At 69.6% G+C, this 21,562-nt stretch carries 19 protein-coding genes and 1 pseudogene; 8 read left to right on the forward strand and 12 right to left on the reverse strand.

All coding sequences use genetic code 11. The annotated features are described in order from the left end of the window. Both ACFVDI_RS04970 and ACFVDI_RS04975 read right to left on the reverse strand, forming a co-directional pair. Positions 1 to 376, reverse strand: a 376-nt coding sequence (locus tag ACFVDI_RS04970; RefSeq protein ID WP_378901405.1) for a hypothetical protein, incomplete at its 3' end; no start/stop codon positions are given. Positions 377 to 410: 34 nt separating this feature from the next. After that, positions 411 to 821 (reverse strand): annotated as a pseudogene (locus tag ACFVDI_RS04975) (hypothetical protein); the annotation flags it as partial. Positions 822 to 897: 76 nt separating this feature from the next. On the opposite strand from ACFVDI_RS04975, the gene ACFVDI_RS04980 reads away from it, so the two are divergent. Next, complete coding sequence (locus tag ACFVDI_RS04980; RefSeq protein WP_378901213.1) at positions 898 to 1,611, forward strand: hypothetical protein; 714 nt, start codon at positions 898 to 900, stop codon at positions 1,609 to 1,611. Between the two features lie 33 nt (positions 1,612 to 1,644). Here the strand turns inward: ACFVDI_RS04980 and ACFVDI_RS04985 are convergent, their stop codons facing one another. Beyond that, entirely contained in the window at positions 1,645 to 3,315 is a 1,671-nt protein-coding gene (locus ACFVDI_RS04985; RefSeq protein ID WP_378901216.1) for a hypothetical protein, read from the reverse strand. 268 nt (positions 3,316 to 3,583) lie between these two features. Here ACFVDI_RS04985 and ACFVDI_RS04990 point away from each other — a divergent pair, with 268 nt between their 5' ends. The 4 genes from ACFVDI_RS04990 (at position 3,584) to ACFVDI_RS05005 (ending at position 6,944) form a co-directional block, all read left to right on the forward strand. Continuing rightward, entirely contained in the window at positions 3,584 to 4,288 is a 705-nt protein-coding gene (locus ACFVDI_RS04990) for an SGNH/GDSL hydrolase family protein (protein ID WP_378901219.1), read from the forward strand. A 136-nt stretch (positions 4,289 to 4,424) separates the two neighbouring features. Continuing rightward, positions 4,425 to 5,345, forward strand: coding sequence for an AEC family transporter (locus ACFVDI_RS04995; protein ID WP_378901222.1), 921 nt, complete (start codon positions 4,425 to 4,427; stop codon positions 5,343 to 5,345). Positions 5,346 to 5,461: 116 nt separating this feature from the next. Beyond that, a complete protein-coding gene (locus ACFVDI_RS05000) occupies positions 5,462 to 5,869 on the forward strand; it encodes a DUF1707 domain-containing protein (protein ID WP_378901225.1) in 408 nt (135 codons plus the stop codon). A gap of 94 nt (positions 5,870 to 5,963) precedes the next feature. Next, positions 5,964 to 6,944, forward strand: coding sequence for an ABC transporter substrate-binding protein (locus ACFVDI_RS05005; RefSeq protein WP_378901228.1), 981 nt, complete (start codon positions 5,964 to 5,966; stop codon positions 6,942 to 6,944). Positions 6,945 to 6,984: 40 nt separating this feature from the next. On the opposite strand, the gene ACFVDI_RS05010 is transcribed toward ACFVDI_RS05005, so the two are convergent. After that, complete coding sequence (locus tag ACFVDI_RS05010; RefSeq protein WP_378901231.1) at positions 6,985 to 8,607, reverse strand: glycoside hydrolase family 13 protein; 1,623 nt, start codon at positions 8,605 to 8,607, stop codon at positions 6,985 to 6,987. A 324-nt stretch (positions 8,608 to 8,931) separates the two neighbouring features. Between ACFVDI_RS05010 and ACFVDI_RS05015 the strand changes: the two genes are divergently transcribed. Next, on the forward strand, positions 8,932 to 9,135 hold the full coding sequence (locus tag ACFVDI_RS05015; protein WP_008357755.1) for a cold-shock protein: 204 nt from the start codon (positions 8,932 to 8,934) through the stop codon (positions 9,133 to 9,135). 73 nt (positions 9,136 to 9,208) lie between these two features. Here the strand turns inward: ACFVDI_RS05015 and ACFVDI_RS05020 are convergent, their stop codons facing one another. Further along, positions 9,209 to 9,691, reverse strand: coding sequence for a YbaK/EbsC family protein (locus tag ACFVDI_RS05020; protein ID WP_378901234.1), 483 nt, complete (start codon positions 9,689 to 9,691; stop codon positions 9,209 to 9,211). Between the two features lie 9 nt (positions 9,692 to 9,700). After that, entirely contained in the window at positions 9,701 to 10,399 is a 699-nt protein-coding gene (locus tag ACFVDI_RS05025; protein WP_378901237.1) for a spermidine synthase, read from the reverse strand. A gap of 188 nt (positions 10,400 to 10,587) precedes the next feature. On the opposite strand from ACFVDI_RS05025, the gene ACFVDI_RS05030 reads away from it, so the two are divergent. After that, complete coding sequence (locus ACFVDI_RS05030) at positions 10,588 to 11,808, forward strand: MHYT domain-containing protein (RefSeq protein ID WP_378901240.1); 1,221 nt, start codon at positions 10,588 to 10,590, stop codon at positions 11,806 to 11,808. Between the two features lie 46 nt (positions 11,809 to 11,854). Here the strand turns inward: ACFVDI_RS05030 and ACFVDI_RS05035 are convergent, their stop codons facing one another. The 6 genes from ACFVDI_RS05035 to ACFVDI_RS05060 form a co-directional block, all read right to left on the reverse strand. Then, entirely contained in the window at positions 11,855 to 14,827 is a 2,973-nt protein-coding gene (locus tag ACFVDI_RS05035; protein ID WP_378901243.1) for a bifunctional [glutamine synthetase] adenylyltransferase/[glutamine synthetase]-adenylyl-L-tyrosine phosphorylase, read from the reverse strand. Between the two features lie 27 nt (positions 14,828 to 14,854). After that, a complete protein-coding gene (locus ACFVDI_RS05040; RefSeq protein ID WP_378901246.1) occupies positions 14,855 to 15,631 on the reverse strand; it encodes a type 1 glutamine amidotransferase in 777 nt (258 codons plus the stop codon). A 112-nt stretch (positions 15,632 to 15,743) separates the two neighbouring features. Continuing rightward, positions 15,744 to 17,081: a type I glutamate--ammonia ligase gene (gene glnA, locus ACFVDI_RS05045; RefSeq protein WP_378901250.1), complete on the reverse strand. Its 1,338-nt coding sequence runs from the start codon at positions 17,079 to 17,081 to the stop codon at positions 15,744 to 15,746. 49 nt (positions 17,082 to 17,130) lie between these two features. Further along, positions 17,131 to 17,322 (reverse strand): hypothetical protein, encoded by a 192-nt coding sequence (locus ACFVDI_RS05050; protein WP_328529821.1) that lies wholly within the window; start codon positions 17,320 to 17,322, stop codon positions 17,131 to 17,133. A 21-nt stretch (positions 17,323 to 17,343) separates the two neighbouring features. Beyond that, complete coding sequence (locus ACFVDI_RS05055; protein WP_378901255.1) at positions 17,344 to 18,105, reverse strand: hypothetical protein; 762 nt, start codon at positions 18,103 to 18,105, stop codon at positions 17,344 to 17,346. Then, positions 18,102 to 18,737, reverse strand: a complete 636-nt coding sequence (locus ACFVDI_RS05060; RefSeq protein WP_378901258.1) for a SatD family protein — start codon at positions 18,735 to 18,737, stop codon at positions 18,102 to 18,104. The genes ACFVDI_RS05055 and ACFVDI_RS05060 overlap by 4 nt, the downstream gene beginning before the upstream one ends. Positions 18,738 to 18,901: 164 nt before the next feature. On the opposite strand from ACFVDI_RS05060, the gene ACFVDI_RS05065 reads away from it, so the two are divergent. Continuing rightward, a complete protein-coding gene (locus ACFVDI_RS05065; protein ID WP_378901261.1) occupies positions 18,902 to 21,487 on the forward strand; it encodes an alpha-glucuronidase family glycosyl hydrolase in 2,586 nt (861 codons plus the stop codon). Positions 21,488 to 21,562 lie beyond the last annotated feature (75 nt).

The following is a 21,562-nucleotide window of genomic DNA, read 5'->3' on the forward strand; positions in this document are numbered from 1 at the left end:
CGATATAGGCGAAATCTTTCTCGATCGGGTGCCGGGTCAAGGATGGCCGCAGGCCACCGCGAAGCGGCGGGCGAAGCCCGTCCTTGACGCGGTGCCCGATCGAGAAACACTCAAAGAAAGGGTCGGCGGCGAACCCTGAAACGAAGAAACAGTACCTAAGCGAGGTTTCCTCAAGGGTGGTCTCGACAAGCTCGACCACCGGCGTCTCGACAAGCTCGACCACCGGCGTCTCGACAAGCTCGACCACCGGCGTGCCGCGCCTCGAGACCCACAGAGAACGAGATCCACGTATCGACCACTCCCCCAGCCCCCACAGTTTCAGACCACGACCGATCACACCCCGCAGTGACCCGCTCCCAGAACCGCGCAGCAGCACGATTGTGCTCCTGATAGGCGACCTTCCACTCCCCCGGCGCATCAGAGACGACAGCCCGAGCGAACTGGAACCCGAGCCCACCTCGACGAGCACCGGCGACGACGAAGAAGCTGTTCAGGACGCGTACGGGCTGGTCGGCGTCGCGGACGAGCGCGAACCCGATCGGATGGACGCCGGCGGTGAGGATCCAGGCGCGCCAGCCGGGGTCGGAACGGAGGGCGGCGTCGAGGCGCTCGGTGCGGAAGGTCCCGTCGGCGACCGGGAGGGTCGAGCTGAAGCCCGACATGTCGTGGCGGAAGAGCAGCCAGAGATGGCGGAGGGCGAGATGATCGTCGAGCCGAGCGAGGCGAGCGATGAGAGGGTGCGGAATGCCGTCGAGGTCGGTGTGGGGAGTGGTCATACGCGAAAGCCTCGAAGCGCGGTGCGCTTCGAGGCCTGGTGACATTCTCTCATGGCTCGCGGCGCGGAGTCCCGGGAAAATCGACGGCGTGGGATGGCCCGGGTCACTACAGTCATCCGCGATGACCACAGAGGCCGGTTCAGGCGAGGAAACCCTGGCGCTGATCCACCCGGACGCCGACCACGAGGACGCGGAAGCCGCGCTCCTCGAGGCCGGATGGACACGGTGCGGAGCAGGCGACTGGGCCATCGCACTGAGCTCGCCGGACGGGCGCACAGCGGCCCGGATCAGTCCGTTCGATCCGGCAGGGGCGTACAACACGGCCTTCTACCGCGAGGCGGCTCCGACCGGTCAGGTGCCGGCGCTGTTCGGCCATCGCAGGCTCATGGGCGGCGGGGACCTGCAGATCCTCGAGCTGCTCGAACCCGTTCCCGAGGACCACGCGCTGAGGTTCACGCGGACGATCCAGCAACCCGGCGGCGCCCTTCTCGAGGTGGCGCTCCGGATCCACGAGCGGATGCGGCGGGAACAGCCGTGGCCAGGACCCCTCGATCTCAACCCGACCAACGTGATGCGCAGGACGGACGGCCAGCTCGTGATGATGGACGTCTTCGCCCTCGACGGGCCACGGCTGTACGGAACGGTGGCGACGGATCCTGATCTCGTGGCCGCGACGATCCCCCAGAGCCAGCGGCGGTTCATCGCCGAGATCCCGCTCGCCACGACGGGTGGGCGCGACGACGAGCAGATGCGCGCGATCCGCGCAGCCCTCGACGGGGCGGACGCCCGCAGACGTGCTGGGCAGCCACGACGTACAACGCCCCGGCCGAGGTGATCGCTCACCCGGGCCGAGGCGCTGTCAGCAGGCTCAGGCGATGTGGAAGTCGCTCACGTTGACATCCACGGCCTCGACGTCGATGTCGAAGTAGTCCTCGACCGCCTCGATCACCCGGGTGCGGATGGTGACGGCGTTGGCCTTGGCCGAGGTGCCGTACGCGATCACGTAGGACACGGTGATCTTGGCGACGCCGTCGGCGATGTCGACCACGGTGCCCTCGTCGTCGATCGCGTGCACGCCCTCGACCTTGGCTGCGATGTGGTGGACCAGGCGCTCGACGAGACCCTCGCTCACCGTCGACTTGCCGCGCTCCTCCCGGGCGGCACGGGCGGCGCGCAGCACGCCGGTCAGGGTCGAGTCGGCGGTCGGCTCCGGCTCGACGACCGGCTCAGGCGCGAAGCCGGGGGCCGGGGCCTCGGTCACGACCGCCTCAGCGCCCTCGGACTCGGTCTCCTCGGGTGCCTCCTCTTCGACATCGGTCGGCTCGACGACCTCCTCGGTCACCTCGGCAGCCTCGGCGGTCGCGTCGGCATCCTCGGCCCCGACCTCGGCCGTCTCGTCGGTCTCGGGAGCCGGGGCGACGTCCTCGGTCTCCACCGGCGCCTCCTCGGCACCGACCTCGTCGACACCGACCTCGTCGACAGCGATCTCCGCCGCGGCCGGCGCCTCGGCCTCGACGACGTCGACGATCTCCTCGCCGCCCTCGACCGACTCGACCGACTCGGCCAGATCGGCCGACTCGAACGTCTCCTCTGCCTCGACATCGGTCAGCTCGTCCTCCGCCTCAACGACGGTCTCCGCCTCACCGACGGTCTCCTCGGTCACCTCGGCGTCCGGCTCGACCGATCCGGTCTCGCCGACCGACTCGACGGACTCCACGACCTCGACCTCGGACGCCTCACCATCGTCCGCGGTCACCACGACACCCTCGACCTCGGTCGGCTCCTCGACAGCGACCTCCTCGGCGAGCGCCGCACTCTCCGGCCCGACGGCGGTGTCCTCGGCCTCGTCGGCCTCGATCGCGTCAGCGGGCACGAACGTGTCCTCGGCATCGACCTCGACCTCGGTTGCCTCGACGACGTCCTCGGTCGCACCCTCGACGACAACGTCCTCGGCGACGACCTCGTCCGCGGTGCCCGTCACCACGGCGTCGGCAACGGCCTCGGTCTCGACCGGCGCCTCGTCGACAGTCGCGGCCTCCGCAGCGGTCTCCTCGACCTCCTCGACCTCCTCGGCGAGAGGGGCTTCGGCGTCGGCGCCCTCGAGCGGCGCCTCGTACGTGCCCTCGGTCTCGACCACCTCGGCCAGAACCTCGTCAACAGGACCCTCGACAGGCTCGGTCGCGGCGACCTCACCGGCGATGTCGCTGCTCACCTCGACCTCCTCGACGACGAGCTCGGCCACCTCGGCGGCCGGGGTCTCATCGGTGTCGGTGACAACGTGCTCGGGGTCGGAGAGCGGGGCGACCGAGGGGGCCTCGGCGAGGGGCTCGATGTCGGTCTCGGCAACCGGCTCGACGGCCGGCTCGACGGCCGGCTTGACAACCGGCGCCGCGGGCGGCTCGGTGACGTACGCACTGGCCTCGGGGGCGGCCAGAGTCTCGCCGTAGACGGGGACGGAGGCGGCGGATGCCTCCCCCTCCCCGGCCCTTGGCTGCTCGTTCTTGTGACGGTTGAAGATGCCGCTGATGAAGTCGGACATGGCGTCGCATTCCTTCGAGTGGAGGGAGGGGATTCGGTCGAGCGCTCACAGCTGGGCGTGATGCTAGGGCTGGCACGCAGTGGGTCGGATCACGTGTCTTGGATTCCCATGTCTTGTACCCCAACGGTGACCGGGATGAGGAGCGTCTGTGTCAAACCTTCCGGGGACATTCGCCCACCGTTCAGCCAACGTCGGAGACCCGCCGGAGCACGCGCTGTAGAACGACGGAAGAGCACGTACGTCACGACATTCCGAGCCAGGAGAGACGATGAATCCACTGCTGCTCCCACTGGTCGCCGCACAGGCCGCGTACGTCCACCGGACCATCGGCAAGGAGCCCCGTCCGGAGGGTCCGACGAAGGGTCTCGTGAAGGGCAAGGAGACCGAGGACGGAGTCGTTCCGCTGCGTCTGCTGGTGATCGGCGACTCGTCCGCGTCGGGCCGCGGCGCGCCGACGCACGACCTCGCCTTCGCCGGGTCGATGGCGCGAGCCATCGCGAAACGGACCGAGCGTCCGGTCGAGTGGCGGGCCCTGGGAAAGTACGGCGCGACCAGCGAGCGGATCAGGCACGGCATCCTCACGAAGGTCACCGGCCGGTGGGACCTCGCGGTGCTCCTGGTCGGCGTCAACGACATCCTCGCGCGCCGCTCGGTCGAGGCCTGGACGCAGGATCTGACCGCGATCGTCGAGACCCTCCAGGAGCACGCCGCGCACACCGTGCTCCCCGGGATCCCGGAGTTCGGCGCGTTCCCGTCGCTCCCCCGGACCCTGCGGTGCTACCTCGCCGAGCGCGGGAAGGCGCTCGACGTGGCAGCGCGGCTGGTGTGCGCCGGGCGTACATCGGTGCAGTGGGTCAGCTCTGCCGACCTCGGCCCCACCGAGCCGTCCTTCTTCGCCGCCGACGGGTTCCACGCCTCACCAGCGGGCTATGAGCGGTGGGCGCAGGCGCTCTGCGGCCACCTCGACCCATGACTCTCGGACGCCGATCTCAGCAGATCGAACATCGCCCGGTCCGTCGCTGCGGAAGCCTAGGATCTTTACCATGCCGTCATCCTCTCCACCGCTCCTCGTCCACGGCTTGCTCGACCTGCAGCGCGAGATCTAGGCCGTGGCAGGAGTCTTCACCGGCTTCGCCACGATCAGTGTCCTCATCGCCCTCGGCGCCCTGCTCGCCCAGCTCGAGATCCTCGACCAGCACGGCCAGCGCACCCTCTCGACGCTCGCGTTCTACGTCGCCAGCCCCGCCCTGCTGATCACGGTGATGGACGACAGCGACCTCGGCTTCGTCTTCTCCGGCAACCTGGTCGCCGCCGCCGGCGCCGTGCTGGTCTCGGGCACCCTGATCGTCGTCGTCGCACGCCTGCGCGGCCGCGATCTGGGCACCACGGTGGTCGCGACGCTGTGCGGCTGCTACGCCAACGCCGGCAACCTCGGCCTCCCGATCGCGTCGTACGTCCTGGGCGACCCGGTCCTGGTCGCACCCACGCTCCTGCTGCAGATGCTCGTGCTCCAGCCGCTGGCGCTGGTGATCCTCGACGCCGACGCGAGCACGACGAGGCTCTCGTTCTGGGCGGTCCTGCGTCGCCCGTTGACCAACCCGATCACCGTCGCCTCCCTGATCGGGGTGGCGCTCTCGGTCACCGACCTCGACCTGCCGACCGCGGTCTCCGACCCACTGGACCTGGTGGCCGGGATGGCGGTCCCGTCGATGCTGATCGCCTATGGGGTCGCGCTCCGGCTCGGCCCGCTCCCCGGACGCGGCGTGCCGCCGCTCGACCTGGCCGCCGTGGTCGCGACCAAGCAGGTGGTGCAGCCGGTGGCGGCGTACGTCATCGGGCGGTTCCTCCTCGGGCTCGACGCCGAGGCGCTGCTGGCGGTGACGGTGCTCTCCGCGCTGCCGACCGCCCAGAACGTCTTCGTCGTCGCACAGCGCTACAACCGGGCCGTGCTGCTGGCCCGCGACGTCATCTTCGTCAGCACGCTGGCCACCGTGCCGGCGATCCTGCTGGTCGTCGTGCTGCTCACCTAGGCCGGACGGCCGAGCCCCGACGAAAGTCCCTTGCGACCGCATCTCCTCCGGCGTACCCTCGCGATATATCGGGACACTACGCCGACAGTCGATGCGGCCTTCACAAGGGAGACGACATGAGCAACCTCGACAACCTGCGGGTGAGCGAGGCCGATCGGGAGGAGGCATCGGCGAGGCTCGCCGAGCACTACTCGACCGGCCGGCTCTCCGACGACGACTACTACGAGCGCCTCGACGCAGTCTGGTCCGCACGCGTCCGCGCCGACCTGGAGATCCTCTTCACCGACCTGCCGAGGAGTGCGCCACAGCCGCCACAGGTCGTCCGCCGCCCGCGCCAGGGCGGTCCCCGGCCCTTCCCCCTGATCGCCTGCTTCCTGCTCGTGGCGACCGGGCTGATGGTGATGGGCGTGCCGTGGTGGATCTTCGCCGTGATCGCGGTCGGCGCGCTCGTCTTCCGCAAGGGACACCACCACAGGCACGACCACGGGCGCCGCCACCAGCATTTCCATCGTTCCGTGCACTGAGTTCGGTATTTCGTGGTCATGCACCGGGCTCACCACTAGGTTGTGCCGCGGTCGCTGCGGCGGCCGCCACCTCACAGCCCACGAGGAGTCCCCCGTGAACCGCTCCCCTGTCCGCGCGGTGCGCCGCCGCCTGGCGATCTCCCTCGTTCTCGTCCTGCCGCTCGCCCTCGGCGCCTGCGGCGGTGGCGACGCCGCCGACGAGGGAACCGACGGCGCCACCGAGATCACGGTCGGCGTGATCCCGATCGTCGACGTCGCCCCCATCTACCTGGGAGTGGAGAAGGGCTTCTTCAAGGAGGAGGGCCTCGACGTCACGCTCGAGCTCGCCCAGGGTGGCGCGGCGATCATCCCCGCGGTGGCCAGCGGTCAGTACCAGTTCGGCTTCTCCAACACGACCTCCCTGCTGCTCGCCCAGACGCAGGGCGTGCCGGTCGAGGTCGTCACCGCCGGAGTCAACGCCACCGAGGATCCGGCCGCCGACATGGCCGGCGTCCTGGTCGCGGCCGGCAGCGACATCGAGTCCGCCAAGGACCTGGAGGACAAGAAGGTCGCGGTCAACACCCTCAAGAACATCAACACGACCACCACCAACGAGCTCGTCCGGCAGGACGGCGGCGACCCGACCACGATCGAGTACGTCGAGCTGGCCTTTCCCGAGATCGGCCCGGCCGTCGAGAACGGCGACGTCGACGCCGGCCAGGTCGTCGAGCCGTTCCTCACCGTCGGCACCCAGGCCGGGATGACCGACCTCGGCTCCAACTTCGTCGCCACCGACCCGGGTCTCGCGGTCGCGGAGTACTTCACCTCGACGACCTACGCCGACTCCGACGCCGACACCGTGGAGGCCTTCACCGCCGCGATGAACGAGTCGCTGGACTACGCCCAGCAGCACCCGGACGAGGTCAAGAAGATCCTGCCGACCTACACCGACATCGACGCGTCGGTCCTCGCCGAGCTCAACATGCCGCGGTGGACCTCCGAGATCGACACCGAGTCGGTCCAGAAGCTGGCAGAGCTCTCCAAGACCGACGGCCTGTTCGAGAAGGACCCGGACATCGACGCCCTGCTTCCATGAGCGTCGCCGACCCCGAGCGGATCGCCGTCCGGGTTCCCGATCACCCGACCGCGGGTGCGAGGATCCAGACCGCCGAGTCGGTGGGCAGGTCGCCGACAACCGGGTCGCCGCTGTACATCACGATCTCTCCCTCGGGCAGCGGCGTCGGCTCCATCCCACAGTTGAGGACGACGATCAGGTCGCTCCGCGTGTCCTCGGAGCCGCCGACTCCACCCCGCCGGAACGAGACGACACCCTCGGGCGCGTCGAGGATCTCCACGTCCTCGTCGGCTCCGAGCGCGTAGGCGCGCCGCGCCGCCAGCGCGGCCCGGTAGAATTCCAGCGTCGAGTCCCGGACGCCGTTCTGGGCGGCCACGGTGAGGTCAACCCACTCGGCCGGCTGCGGAAGCCACGGCTGCGTCGGCAGGTCCTCGTCGGGCACGATGCTGAACCCGAAGGGCGGCTCGAACCCGCTCCACGGCAGCGGCACCCGGCAGCCGTCGCGACCACCCTCACCGGTCTCCGACCACGGGTCCTCCTGGTACTCCGGCGGCAGATAGACCTGGGGCAGGCCCAGCTCCTCCCCCTGGTAGAGGTACGCGGACCCCGGCAGCGCCAGCATCGTCAGCGTCGCGGCCCTCGCCCGGTGCAGCGCCTGCAGACCGTCGCCGTAGCGCGAGCGGTGGCGGACGACGTCGTGGTTGGACAGGACCCAGGTCGGCGCCGCCCGCGACGGACCGAGCGCCTTAAGCGTCGACTCGATGACCTCGGTGAAGGCCTCGGCGGACCAGGGCGCCTGCAGCCAGGAGAAGTTGAACGCCTGGTTGAACTCGTCGGCACGTACGTAGCGCCGCAGCTCGGCCGGGCCGGGGGTCCAGGCCTCGGCGACCATCATCCGGTCACCGTCGAAGGAGTCGATCAGCTTGCGCCAGGCGCGGTAGATCTCGTGGACCTCCGGGTTGTCCCACATCGGCGCGTCGGTGATCCCGCGCTGGTACATCACCGCGGCGTCGGAGGTGAGCGCCAGCCCGTCGGGGACCTCTTGGTCGCGCAGGTCCTTGAAGAGCCCGTGGGCGATGTCGACCCGGAAGCCGTCGACGCCACGGTCGAGCCAGAAGTTGAGGATCTTGGTGAACTCCTCGACCACCTCGGGGTTGTGCCAGTTGAGGTCGGGCTGGTCGTCGTCGAAGAGATGCAGGTACCACTGCCCGTCCGCCACCCGCGTCCAGGCCGGGCCACCGAAGACCGAGCGCCAGTTGGTCGGCGGCTCCTCCCCCGCCTCCCCGCGGCCGTCGCGGAAGATGTAGCGGTGGCGGGCCGGCGACTCAGGCCCTTCCGCGAGCGCCTCCGTGAACCACGGATGGGCCGAGGAGGTGTGGTTGGGCACCAGGTCGACGATCACCTTCAGGGCGAGCTCGTGCGCCCGCGCGATCATCCGGTCGGCATCCTCGAGCGTGCCGAAGATCGGGTCGACGTCGCAGTAGTCGGCCACGTCATACCCGTGGTCGTTCTGCGGCGAGGTGTAGAACGGGCAGATCCAGATCGCGTCGACACCCAGCGCGGCGAGATAGTCGAGATGATCGGTGATGCCCGGCAGGTCGCCGAGGCCGTCGCCGTTCGAGTCCGCGAAAGAACGCGGGTAGATCTGATACGCGACTGCTTCGCGCCACCATGGCTGGTCCACGCATGCCCCTATCTCGTTCGGTAGATCGCCGGTACCCCGATCTTGTCGATGCGATGCTCGGGGTTGTCAAACCAGGCCACCTGTACGAAACCCGGTTCCGGGCGGATCCCGCGCCTGAAACGCCGAAAATTCGGGGATATCCGAAGTCGGCTCGTGGCATGTAGGCTTACCGGCGTTGAAGGAGGCGTCCCCACGCGCTTCGCGGTTGCTCTCGGTGACCGTTCGTGCAGCACTTGGTCTTCCGCAGAAGCAGAAATCAGTACTCGTGGATTCAACGCCCAAAGGGCGGCACGGAGTCGCCCTGTTTACACAAGGATTAGATTCATGACTCAGGGAACCGTGAAGTGGTTCAACGGCGACAAGGGCTTCGGCTTCATCGCCCAGGACAACGGGGGCGACGACGTCTTCGTGCACTTCTCCGCGATCCAGACCCAGGGCTACAAGACCCTGGACGAGAACCAGCGCGTCGAGTTCGACGTCACCCAGGGCCCGAAGGGCCCGCAGGCCGAGAACGTCCGCCCGGTCTGACTTCGGCTTTCTGCAAGGCAGCCCCGCTCCTGCTTCGGCAGGGCGGGGCTGTCCCCTTTCCGGACCTGTTCGGTCAGGCGGTCTCGGGAAGCTTGGTGACGTCGACCCAGCCCCGGGCCTCACTGATCGTCTCCAGGTCACCGAGCGTGAGCGCGATGGTCGTGTTGGCGCCACCCGCGGCGGGATAGACCATGTCGAAGCGCTTGAGCGAGGCGTCGAGCCAGACCTCGGCCGAGGATGGGTTGCCGAACGGGCACACGCCGCCGATCGCGTGGCCGGTCATCGGCTCCACGTCCTCGGCAGCGAGCATCCGCGCCTTGGTGCCGAAGTGAGCCCTGAACTTCGCGTTGGCGATCTTGGCGTCGCCGGCGGCGACGACGAGGATCGCGGCGGTGCGGTCCTCGGTGTAGAGGCTGATCGTCTTGGCGATCTCCGCAGGGGACACGCCGAGCGCCACCGCGGCGAGCTCGACGGTCGCCTTCGACTCCTGCGACTCGACGATGTCCCCACCACGTCCGAATCGGTCCAGATGGGTGCGGGCGAGCTCGATCGACATGCTCGCAGCCTAACGGCGCGTTCCGCCGCCGAAGGAGTCGGCGACGGCTCGGCCGGTGAAGATGCGGTACTCCATCGGCGACGGCGACCCGAACGGAGTCTCCGGCGTCGCACCGCACACGATCACCAGGTTGCCGGACCGGCGACCCTTCAACGTCGCCGGCTCGACGCCGACGACCGCGGCGCCGAGGTCCCGGGCCACCGCCACGAAGTCACGCACCCGGGCGAACGGCGCCCGGTCGACGAGGTTGGCGACGAAGACCCCGGACGGCGCGAGCACGCGGCGTACGTCCTCGACGAAGGCGGCGGAGGTGAGCTCCGCCGGGGTGATTCCGCCGTCGAAGGCGTCGAGGATCACCATGTCGGCGAAGTCGTCGCGTACACCGCCGATACCCGTCTTCCCGTCGACGGGACGCACCTTGATCCCGCTGCGCGGCGGGAGCGGCGCCTCGCTGCGTACGCGCTCGATGATCTCGACCGACGGCTCGAGCACGATCTGCGCGGAGCGCGGCCGGGTGGCGTGCACGTAGCGCGGGAGCGTCATCGCGGCACCGCCGACGTGCACGATCCGCACTGGTCCTGGCGGCATCCGGTCGATAACATCGCCGACACGTCTCATGTAGTCGAAGACGAGGCGGGTCGGGTCCCCCATGTCGACGGCCGACTGCTGCATGTCGTCGAGCTCGAGCACATATACATCACCGGGCATAGCGCGGACACCCTACCCCTGCGTAGAAATGGGGGACCTGTTCCTCTATTGTGACCTGCGCGACAGCGGAACTATGGCCCGTTACGGATGCATCCCGGATACCCCTAGGGGCATCCATCATGTTTCCATATCTACCCCGCCGATCCCCCACACCCCGTCCGGCGAGGAACGAGAGGAAGTCGAAGCGCGTGACAACCATTGAAGAGGTCACCATCGGGGCGTTCAGCCAGCCCCTGGTCGGGATGTCATTCATCATCTCGGTTCTCGGATCGTGGGTCGGACTGACCTGCGCGAGTCGCGCCCTTCGGCCGGGTGCGGGCTCCAGCTCCTGGCTCTGGCTCTTCGGCGCAGCGGCCTCGATCGGCGGCGGCGCGATCTGGTCCATGCACTTTATCGGCATGCTGGCCTTCGACAGCCACGTGGCGTACGCCCTCGACGTCGGCACCACCCTGATCTCGCTCGCGGTCGCCATCATCGCGGCGATGGTCGGCATGCTCATCGCCACCGCGATGCGAGGCAAGATGGGCTACATCGTCGGTGGCCTGGTCACCGGCGCCGGCGTCGGCGCGATGCACTACACCGGCATGTACGCCATGGACATGAGCGCCAAGATGGCCTGGAAGCCTGGGGTCGTGGCCCTCTCCATCGTCATCGCGCTGGCCGCCTCGGCGCTCGCTCTCTTCTTCGCCTTCAACATCACCACGCGGCTGATGCGCGTGGGCGCGGCCTTCATCATGGGCGTCGGCGTGTGCGTGATGCACTACACCGGCATGCTCGCCCTCGAGATCCACAGCTCCCCCGACGACAAGCTCGGCCACGTCAGCGGCGCCGACCCGGTCTACCTGGCGATGCCGATCTTCGCGATCTCGGCGGGCATGCTGATCGTCATCGGCTTCGGCACCATGTTCGCCGGCATCAACGACGATCTCGACGACCCCTGGACCCCCGGCCAGCGCAGGATGTCCGACTCCGGGGCCCACGCGATGGGTCCGCAGCACCCTGGGATGGGGCAGTCGCCCTTCGCCGGCCAGCCCGGTCAGATCGGTCATTCCGGCCAGCACGCTCAGTTCGGCCAGCAGCACGACCCGCAGCAGCCGCTGCAGCCGCTCCCGACGCGTCAGCCGGCGGCCTCCGGCAGCCCGCAGGCGGGCCAGCCCGCGGGCGAGGGCATCGGCAACATGTTCGCCCAGCGCCCTCAGCGTCCGACTCAGCTGCGGCCGCAGAACGGACGCTGGACGCCGCGGCCGTACGCCCAGCAGCCCGCCAACGGCGCCCCGGAGCGACAGCCGGACTTCTTCAAGCCTCAGGGTGGTCGGCCCGACGAGGCCGGCAACGAGCCGCCGGCTCAGCAGCAGCCCCGGCCCCAGCGCACCCCGGGCTGGCTGCCGCCGCGCAACAACAACCTGTAGCGAGCCGCGGGGGTTGGGGCGAGCGGCCCCCACCCCCGCGCTCTGCTCACTCCCAGAAGACGCGCTCGACCACGCCGTGGGCGAGCCGGGTCATCCGCAGGTAGTCGTTGACCAGCTCGTCGGTGGCCCCGGCCGGATACCCGAGGATGGCCGCGACGGCGTGCTGCTCCACGGGCCCGGCGGGCAGCGAGTCCGCCGGGCGGCCACGCGCGAGGGTGACCGCGTTGCGCACCCGGCTGACCATCCGCCAGGCCTCGATGAGGGTCTGAGCGTCGTCGGCGTCGATCAGCGAGGCGTCACGGGCGGCCTGCAGAGCCTCGACCGTGCGGGGTGTGCGCAGCCCGGGGACGGCGTACGCATGCCGCATCTGCAGCAGCTGAGCCGTCCACTCGATGTCGGCGAGCCCGCCGCGGCCGAGCTTGAGATGGGTGTTGGGGTCGGCCCCGCGCGGCAGCCGCTCGTGGTCGACGCGGCCCTTGATCCTGCGCACCTCGATGATCTCGTCCTCGCTCAGGCCGCCCTCGGGGTAGCGCAGCGGGTCGATCATCTCGATGAACGCCTCCCGCACCTGCGGGTCGCCCACGACCGCGTCGGCGCGCAGCAGCGCCTGCGACTCCCAGATGCCCGACCATTTCGCGTAGTAGGAGGCGTACGCAGGCAGTGTCCGCACCAGCGCACCCTGTCGCCCCTCGGGGCGCAGGTCGGCGTCGATCTCCAGGGGCGGGTCGGCGCCGGGAAGGGCGAGCAGCCGGCGCAGGTCGGCGATGACCTTCAGCGCGAACTGGGTCGCCTCGCCCTGGTCGGCGCCCTCGACGGGCTGGTGGACGAAGAGCACGTCGGCGTCGGAGGCGTAGGAGAGCTCGAAGCCGCCGTAGCGGCCCATCGCGATGATCGCGATCCGGGTGGGCGCCTCCGCCAGCTCGCGGCGGGCGACCTCCTCGGCCACGACCGTGCGCAGCGAGGCCTCCAAGGTGGCGTCGGTCAGCCGGGACAGGGCAGCGCCGACGGTGTCGATCTCGGCCTCGCCGAGGAGCTCGGCGGCGGAGATCCGGAACAGCTCGCGACGGCGGATGGCCCGGATGTGGCGTACGGCCTCCTCGGCGGACGTGGTGGTGCGCCGGCGCGCGGCGCGGGCGACCATCTCGTCGGTCAGCGCTTCCGCGGACAGCGGGGTCAGGTCGTGGCCGAGCAGGCGCAGCGCCTCGGGCTCCCGCTCGAGCAGCGCGGTGGTGTAGCGCGAGGTGGACAGGATCGTGGCGAAGTACTGGGCGACGCTGCCCTCGTCGCGCAGCGAGCGGAGATACCAGGGCGTGGCGCCGAGCGCGTCAGAGATCCGGCGGAACCCGAAGAGCCCGGCGTCGGGGTCGGAGCCCTCGGAGAGCCACTGCAGCATCACCGGCAGCAGGGCGCGCTGCAGCGCCGCTCGCCGGGAGACGCCCGTGGTGAGCGCCTCCAGGTGCCGCAGCGCGGCCTTCGGGTCGGCGTAGCCCAGCGCGGTCAGCCGCTCCTCGGCGGCCTTCGCGGACAGGTGGGCCTGACCGGACGGGATCCGGGCGACGGCGTCGAGTAGCGGACGGTAGAAGAGCTTCTCGTGGAGGCGGCGCACCTCGATCCGCTGGTGGCCCCACTCCTTCTCCAGCCGCACCACGGGGTCGCGCAGGTAGCCGAGCGATCGCGCCAGCCAGCGCAGCGACTCCTCGTCGTCGGGAACGACGTGGGTGCGCCGGAGCCGGTGCAGCTGGAGCCGGTGCTCCATCCGCCGCAGGAACGCGTAGGCCTCGTGCATCGCCTCGCCGTCCTCGCGACCGACGTAGCCGGCCCGGGTCAGCGCCGCCAGCGCGGAGAGCGTGGTGGGCTGGCGGATCCCGGTGTCGGTGCGGCCGTGGACGAGCTGCAGCAGCTGCACGGCGAACTCGACGTCGCGCAGCCCGCCGGCGCCGAGCTTGAGCTCGCGGTCGACCTGCTTGGACGGGATGTGGGCGATGACCCGGCGCCGCATCGCCTGGGTGTCGGAGACGAAGCCGTCGCGCTCGGCGGCCTTCCACACGAACGGGTTGACGGCGTCGACGTAGGCCTGTCCCACCTCGAGGTCACCCGCGGCCGGACGGGCCTTGAGCAGCGCCTGGAACTCCCACGTGCTGGCCCAGCGCTCGTAGTAGCCGACGTGGCCGGTGATGGTGCGCGAGAGGGCACCTGCCTTCCCCTCGGGGCGCAGCGCCGCGTCGACCGGCCAGATCGTGCCCTCGCCTGTGTGGGCGGAGCAGACCTGGATCAGGTTGCTGGCCAGCTGGGTGGCGACCCGCAGCGAGACGTCGTCGCCGACCCCGTCGGCAGCCTCGTGGACGAAGATCACGTCGACGTCGGAGACGTAGTTGAGCTCGTGCCCCCCGCACTTGCCCATCGCGACGACCGCAAGCCGGACCTTGCCGGCATCGGCCCCCACCCGCGCGCGGGCCACCGCCAACGCCGCCTCGAGCGTCGCGCAGGCCAGGTCGGAGAGCTCGGCGGCGACATCGTCGACCGGGAGCTGGTGGGCCAGGTCGCGGGCGGCGAGCCGGAGCAGCCAGCGGCGGTACTCCACCCGCAGCGCGTCGACCGCCTCCGCGTCCGGGGCCGTCGCCACGGGGCTCTCGTCACCCGGCTCCGCACCGATCGCCTCGAGCAGCGATGCCCGGAAGACGTACGCCGCGGGCCTGGTCGTGCCGAGCGTCGGATCGGCCAGCTCCCGCCAGTGAGCGGGATGGCGGGCCAGGTGGTCGACCAGCGCCGGCGAGGCGCCGAGCACCGAGACCAGCCGCATCGCGGTGCCCTCGTCCCCGGCGAGCTCCTCGACGAAGCCGTCACCCTGGGACTCGGCGAGCGTGACCAGGCCGGACAGCGCGGCGTCGGGGTCGGCGGCCTGACCGAGGATCGCCAGCAGCTCCTGGGTGCCGGGGCCGAGCGCTGCCAGATCCTCCAGGGCGGTGTCCGGATCGTTGAACCCGAGCCGGAGCAGCTCGCCCTTGCCTGGCAACGTCATGACCCCGATTCTGTCACCCGGATCGGGTCAGGCGCTCCAGGGCCTGGGAGTCGGGATGACACCGCCACGGGTGCCGCCCGGGGCGACGGCGGCGGCGCGCTCGCGGACCAGGCGGGCGAACCCGAAGGCCAGTGGCTGCCAGGTCTTGATCAGCTCGTTCTCGGCGAAGGTGGCGGTCGCGACCACGTCGTCGACGCTGCGCCCGATCTGCTCGAGCTCCGCGACGGACTCGTTCGCCCAGACGGCGACCGCGGCGGCGTCGACCTCGGGGTGGAACTGCACGCCCCACACGGTCGGGGCGAACCGCGCGGCCTGGACCTGGCCGTCGATCGAGCTGGCCAGCTTCACGGTGCCCTCGGGCAGCTCACCGACGACGTCACGGTGCCAGTGCAAGGCGCGGTCGTCGCCGGCCAGCAGACGCATCAGCGGGTCGAAGAGCACCTCGGGCTCCCAGGTCACCTGGTGGACACCCACGGTGAGCCCGAACGGGCTGCGCTCCACGGTGCCACCCAGCGCCATCGCGGCGAGCTGGTGCCCCAGGCAGATCCCGAGCGTCGGGATCCCGGCCTCGGCGGCCTGAGCGATCCGCTCGCGGGTGACCTGTAGCCAGGGGTGCTCGGCGTCGGAGTCGGCGTCCATCGAGCCGCCCATGACGAGCAGCCCCGAGTAGGAGGCGTCCAGCGAGGAGAGCGGCGGGATCGGCTCGGCGTACGCCCGGCAGACGTCGATACACATGCCCGCCTCAGCCAGCCAATGACCGAACAACGCCGGCGGAACTGTCTCCTCGTGCTGGATCACAAGCACTCGGGGAAGACTCAACGACATCACTCCCACTCTCCCGTTCGATCCAGTGTGGCAGCACCGGATCGGAAGTGTGGAATCGGGCTTGAGTTTCCTTGACAACCAGTTTGTTGGCTCAGATGACGGGCAGCATCCGGGAGCGCTCGTAAGCGGTCACCTGCTCGCGGTAGGCGGCCCACTCGGCGCGCTTGTTGCGCAGGAAGAAGTCGAAGACGTGCTCACCGAGGGTCTCGGCGAGCAGCTCGGAGTCCTCGGCCATCCCGATCGCCTCGTCGAGGTTCTCCGGCAGCGGGTCGATGCCGAGGCTCTTGCGCTCGCGCTCGGTCAGCGCCCACACGTCGTCCTCGGCCTCACGAGGCAGCTCGTAGCCCTCTTCGATGCCCTTCATGCCCGCCGCCAGGATCACGGCGAAGGCCAGGTAGGGGTTGCAGGCGGCGTCGAGGCTGCGCACCTCGATACGGGTCGACTGCCCCTTAAGCGGCTTGTACATCGGCACCCGGACCAGCGCCGAGCGGTTGTTGTGGCCCCAGGCGACGTGAGCCGGCGCCTCTCCCCCGCCGATCAGGCGCTTGTAGGAGTTGACCCACTGGTTGGTGACCGCGGTGATCTCAGGGGCGTGGCGTAGCACTCCGCTGATGAAGCTGCGGCCGGTCTTGGAGAGCTGGTATTCGGCACCCGGCTCGTAGAAGGCGTTGGCGTCGCCCTCGAACAGGCTGAGGTGGGTGTGCATACCCGAGCCCGGGTGCTCGGTGAACGGCTTGGGCATGAAGCTCGCCCAGATGCCCTGGCTCAGCGCGACCTCACGGATGACCGTGCGGAAGGTCATGATGTTGTCCGCCGTGCTCAGCGCGTCGGCGTAGCGCAGGTCGATCTCGTTCTGGCCCGGGCCGCCCTCGTGGTGGCTGTATTCGACGCTGATGCCCATGGCTTCGAGCATCGTGATCGCCTCACGCCGGAAGTCGGCGCCCATCGACTGGGCGGTGTGGTCGAAGTAGCCGCTGGAGTCGACCGGGGTCGGCTCGCTGCCGTCGCGCGGATTGTCCTTGAAGAGGTAGAACTCGATCTCGGGATGCGTGTAGAAGGTGAAGCCCTTCTCCGCCGCATTGGACAGGGTGCGCTTCAGCACGTAGCGCGGGTCCGCGTAGGACGGCGACCCGTCGGGCATCACGATGTCGCAGAACATCCTGCCCGTGGACGGGCCGTCCGTACGCCACGGCAGGATCTGGAACGTGCTCGGATCGGGCAGGGCCAGCATGTCGGCCTCGGTCACCCGCGCGAACCCCTCGATCGCGCTGCCGTCGAAGCCGATGCCCTCCGCGAAGGCGCTCTCGAGCTCGGCCGGCGCCACCGCGACCGACTTCAGATAGCCGAGCACGTCGGTGAACCACAGCCGCACGAAACGTACGTCTCGCTCTTCGAGTGCCCGGAGCACGAAGTCCTGTTGCTTGCCCATGCGTGAACACTAACGGTCCGACGTGACGGCTGGGACCTCCACGCCAGCGTCAGCGTCCGGGACCCTTGAAGATCGAGATCACGAGTGCCACACCGAACCCCGCCAGCGCTGCGCCGATGACCGACCAGGCGGTGCTCGTGCCGCCTCCGCCGAGATATCCCATGCCGGTCAGCGCCAGCGCTCCACCGGCCACGAGGAGCACCGCGGCCACCACGAGTCCGAGAGCCTTACCCACAGTCATGACACCGAATCTAGTCCCGAGCTAGGTGATGACGAGGGCGAGGGTCACCAGCGAGGTCATCCAGGACACGAAGCTGCCGACCAGGAAGTATTCGGTCACATCGTTGATGCTCGGGCCTTCGCCGTCACCGCGGTTCTCACCGCGGAACGACTGCAGCTCCGGCCAGCGGATCAGGCTCTTGGCCGCCACCACCAGTCCGGCGGCGGCGAGGCTGCCGGTGAGACCGAGGCCGAAGATCGTCAGCCGCTCGAGCGGGCCGAGGAGCCTGCCGCCCTTGAGATTGTTGCCGTCGACCCCGTCGAGCGGGTTGGACACCTTGGCGACGTCGAGGACGAGCTGCACCACGACGTTGCCGGTCGAGATCTGGACCAGCAGGCCACCGAAGGCGAGCAGCACTGCCTCGGGGCGCGCCGCCTCGACCCAGGCCCAGGGAGCACCGTCCGCCCAGGCGGCGACCGGCCCGGCGACCTCTCCGGCCACCGGCGCCAGCAGGATGCCGAGGAAGATCGTCCCGCTCAACAGGGCCAGAGGCACGCCGGGACGAGGATTCCTCTCCGCCCCCTGGGGCTGGTGGGCCACGAAGCCCCACAGCACCGCGATCCCGGCGATGACGATCACCGCCGCCAGGTCACCTCCGAAGAGGGCCGAGAGCAGGCCGAAGGCGATCACCACCGCGGCCCCGATCGCCTCGGGGACCCAGCGGATCCGCCGGAGCGGGTCGACGAGCGCGTGCGCGAAGTCGACCGTGCCGACCCCGATCAGGAGCAGGGCGATCCAACTCACTTGATCTCCCCCAACAGCTCGTCGGCGCGCACGATCACCGCGATGCCGTCGCGGCGCACCCGCTGGGAGACTGCTGAGGGGGTGATGTCGAGCTCGGCGGCCATGGCCTTCTGAGACATGCCGGAGAGCATGCCAGAAAGCACCGACACCGAGGAGTCATCCAGCCGGGAGAAGAGCTCGTCGCGCGCGATCAGAGCGGCGTTGACCGCGGCCGGTTCCGGCCCACCCGCCTCCTCCGCCGGCTGGTACCAGGTCCGTACGCTGCGCGATGCCGCCTTGTTCTCAGCGGCCTCCGCCGCCTCGATCGCCGCCCGTGCCGACCACCACCCCGGGCCGTCCTCGACCCTCGGCTCCTCGCGGAGCACCCGGGTCTCGCCCCAGCTGATGCCGTGGCGTACGTCGACGACGGGGGCCAGCGCGATCCGCACCCGGAACGCGGCCCGGATGGCGGTGCCCACCGTCTCGAACGCCCCCTGGAACTCGTCGCCGACCGTGATCCGCAGCGGCGTGACCGGCTGCCACTCGCTGTTGATCCTCTCGATCGCACCTGAGAACGCCTCGTGGACCTGGGCGCGGTCGGGCTTGTGCCGCGAGCCGACGAGGTCGCCGATCACGGTCGCTACAGCTGCCATAGATGAAGCCTATAACTTCACTTGCGAGAAATTAAGGCATCTGGTTTAGATATCGGTTTCGAAAGGTGAGAACTTAACCGCTTCCCGGCGTCAACCAGACGCCCAACTCATATGATCTTCGTCACACTCGTCCGACAGGTTCCCCCAACCCCTACGGAGCGACGATGCACGTACTCCCCGTCCGGCCGGCACGTCTGCTGGCACTTCTCACCGTTCTCAGCCTGGCTCTCACCATGCTCGCGGTCGCCTCGGTCTCCCCCGCGAAGGCTGCCGGCGGCCCTGCCCCTTATCCCGATGACTACGACGGCTCTCAGATGTGGCTGGGCTACCGGCCCGTCGAGGACGAGCGGCGACTGGCGGAGTACCGATCGCTGGCCAGCTCGATCGTCGTCGAGAACGCCACCGCCGACCCCGTCCACCGGCACACCGACGATCTGGCGATCGAGCCGGGCGGAAGCGAGAAGCTGGTCACCTCGAGCCTGGAGGCCGCGCGCGAAGAGCTGAGTCGCGGGCTCGGCGGCATGCTCGGCACCGACGTCCCGGTCGCCGACGACGTCTCCCCCGGCGCGGTCGTCGTCGGCACCCCGACCTCGTCGCAGGTCGTACGCAGCGAGATCCCGGCCCGCGACCTCGGCCGTCTGGGGTCGGAGGGCTACCTGATCCGTTCGGTCGGCGGCCACACCGTCATCGCCGGCAACACCGAGGTGGCCGCGCTGTACGGAACCTACGGCTTCCTGCGGCTGATGCAGACCGGCAGGCCGATCAGCCGGCTGAACGACGTCGAGGTGCCCAGGGTCCAGGACCGGTGGATCGACAACTGGGACGTCGAGCGGCTCTACGCCGGCAACGCCGACACCGCGAAGGGCCCCGACACCGGCGGGCTGGCCGGCGAGGACGGCTCGATCTTCAACTTCGCGGCGACCGGCGAGAGCGCCGACCGGAACCTGCCGGTGATCCTGGACCGCTACGTGACCGTGGCCCGGGCGCTGGCGTCGGTCGGGATCAACGGCTTCAACATCAACAACGTCAACGCCAGGAACGCCTACATCACCCCCGAGTACATCGAGCAGGAGGCGGCGCTGGCCGACGCGCTGCGGCCCTACGGGATCAAGCTCGCTCTCTCGATCCGCTACGACGCACCGACCGACCAGCGGTTCGCACCGGACACGCTCACCCGTGACCAGCTCGACCCGACCAAGGCACCGTTCCGCGACTGGTGGACCCGCCGGGCCGCCATGATCAAGGATGCGATCCCGGACTTCGCCGGGTTCACCGTCAAGGCCAACTCCGAGGGCCAGCCCGGCCCGCAGGACTTCGGCTTCGACCACGGCGACGGCGCCAACGGCATGGCCGCGGCCGTCGAGCCGCTGGGGATGCAGATCATGTGGCGTACGTTCGTCTACAACGCCGACGTCGACGAGGACCGGCTGAAGCGCGCCTACCTCGAGTTCGGGCCGATCGACGACGAGGTGCAGCCGGACGGGTCCCGCGGACGGATCGCCGACAACGTCTTCCTGCAGACGAAGAACGGCCCGCTGGACTTCCAGGCGCGCGAGCCGGTCAACCCGATGTTCGGGCGGATGGAGAACACCAACCAGGCCATCGAGCTGCAGGTCACCCAGGAGTACACCGGCCAGTCGACGATGCTCGCCTACCTCGGCCCGATGTGGCAGGAGGTGTTCAACGCCGACACCGGTGCGACCGACGAGTCGGGCAGGCTGCTACCGAAGCGCAAGGTCGGCCACATCGTCGACGGCACCGCCCAGGGCCAGGAGCGGACCGCGATCGTCGGCGTCGGCAACCTCGGCAACGCCGACAACCTCACCGGCCACCACTTCTCCCAGTCCAACCTGTTCGCCTTCGGACGGATGGCGTGGGACTGGACCCTGGACTCGCGCGTGATCGCCGAGGACTGGACACGGATGACCTGGAGCGGCGACGACAGGACCGTCAACAAGATCGTCGCGATGATGATGGGGTCGTGGGAGTCGGTGGTCAGCTACCAGACACCGCTCGGCATCGGCCACCAGTTCGGCGCGGACATCCACTACGAGCCGGGACCGGAGGAGACGCTGGCCCGCCCTGACTGGAGCCCGACCTACTACAACCAGGCCGACTCCGTCGGGCTCGGCTACGACCGCTCCGCGAGCGGCAGCGGCTTCTCGGCGCAGTTCTTCCCGACGCTGACCGAGCGGTTCGACGACATCGAGACGACCCCGGAGAACCTGCTCATGTGGTTCCATCACGTCCCGTGGGGCCACGAGATGGACAGTGGCCGGCCGTTCTGGGACGAGCTGGTCTACCGCTACCAGATGGGCGTCCAGTACGTCACCTGGATGCGCCGCACCTGGGACTCCCTCGAGGCGTCTCTCGATGCGCGACGGTTCGGCGAGGTGAAGGCCAAGCTCGCCCAGCACGAGATCGACGCCGAGATGTGGCGCGACGAGTGCGTCTCCTACTGGCAGACCTTCTCCGGCCGCGAGATGCCCACCGACGACGGACCGACCTCCATCGCGGTGGAGATCGGCGGGAAGACCTACGCCGGCTTCGACCTGTCCCTGGACGAGTACGCGCTCGACGTGCCCGACGGGACCTCGCCGAGGATCACCGACGTCGTCCCGGCCGATCCCCGGGCGACGTACGAGATCGTCGAGCAGGCCGACGCGATCCCCGGCCGGGCGGTCGTCGAGGTCGAGACGGAAGCCTCCTTCGGGCCGCTGCTGAAGAGGTACGTCCTCAACCTCGAGTGAGTCAGGGCGCATTTCCCCACCATGGCGGGGAAATGCGCCCTCCTCGCCGATGAAACGCGCGCACTTTCCCGCCAT

It is taken from the genome of Nocardioides sp. NPDC057767 (assembly GCF_042798275.1).
Lineage (GTDB): Bacteria > Actinomycetota > Actinomycetes > Propionibacteriales > Nocardioidaceae > Nocardioides.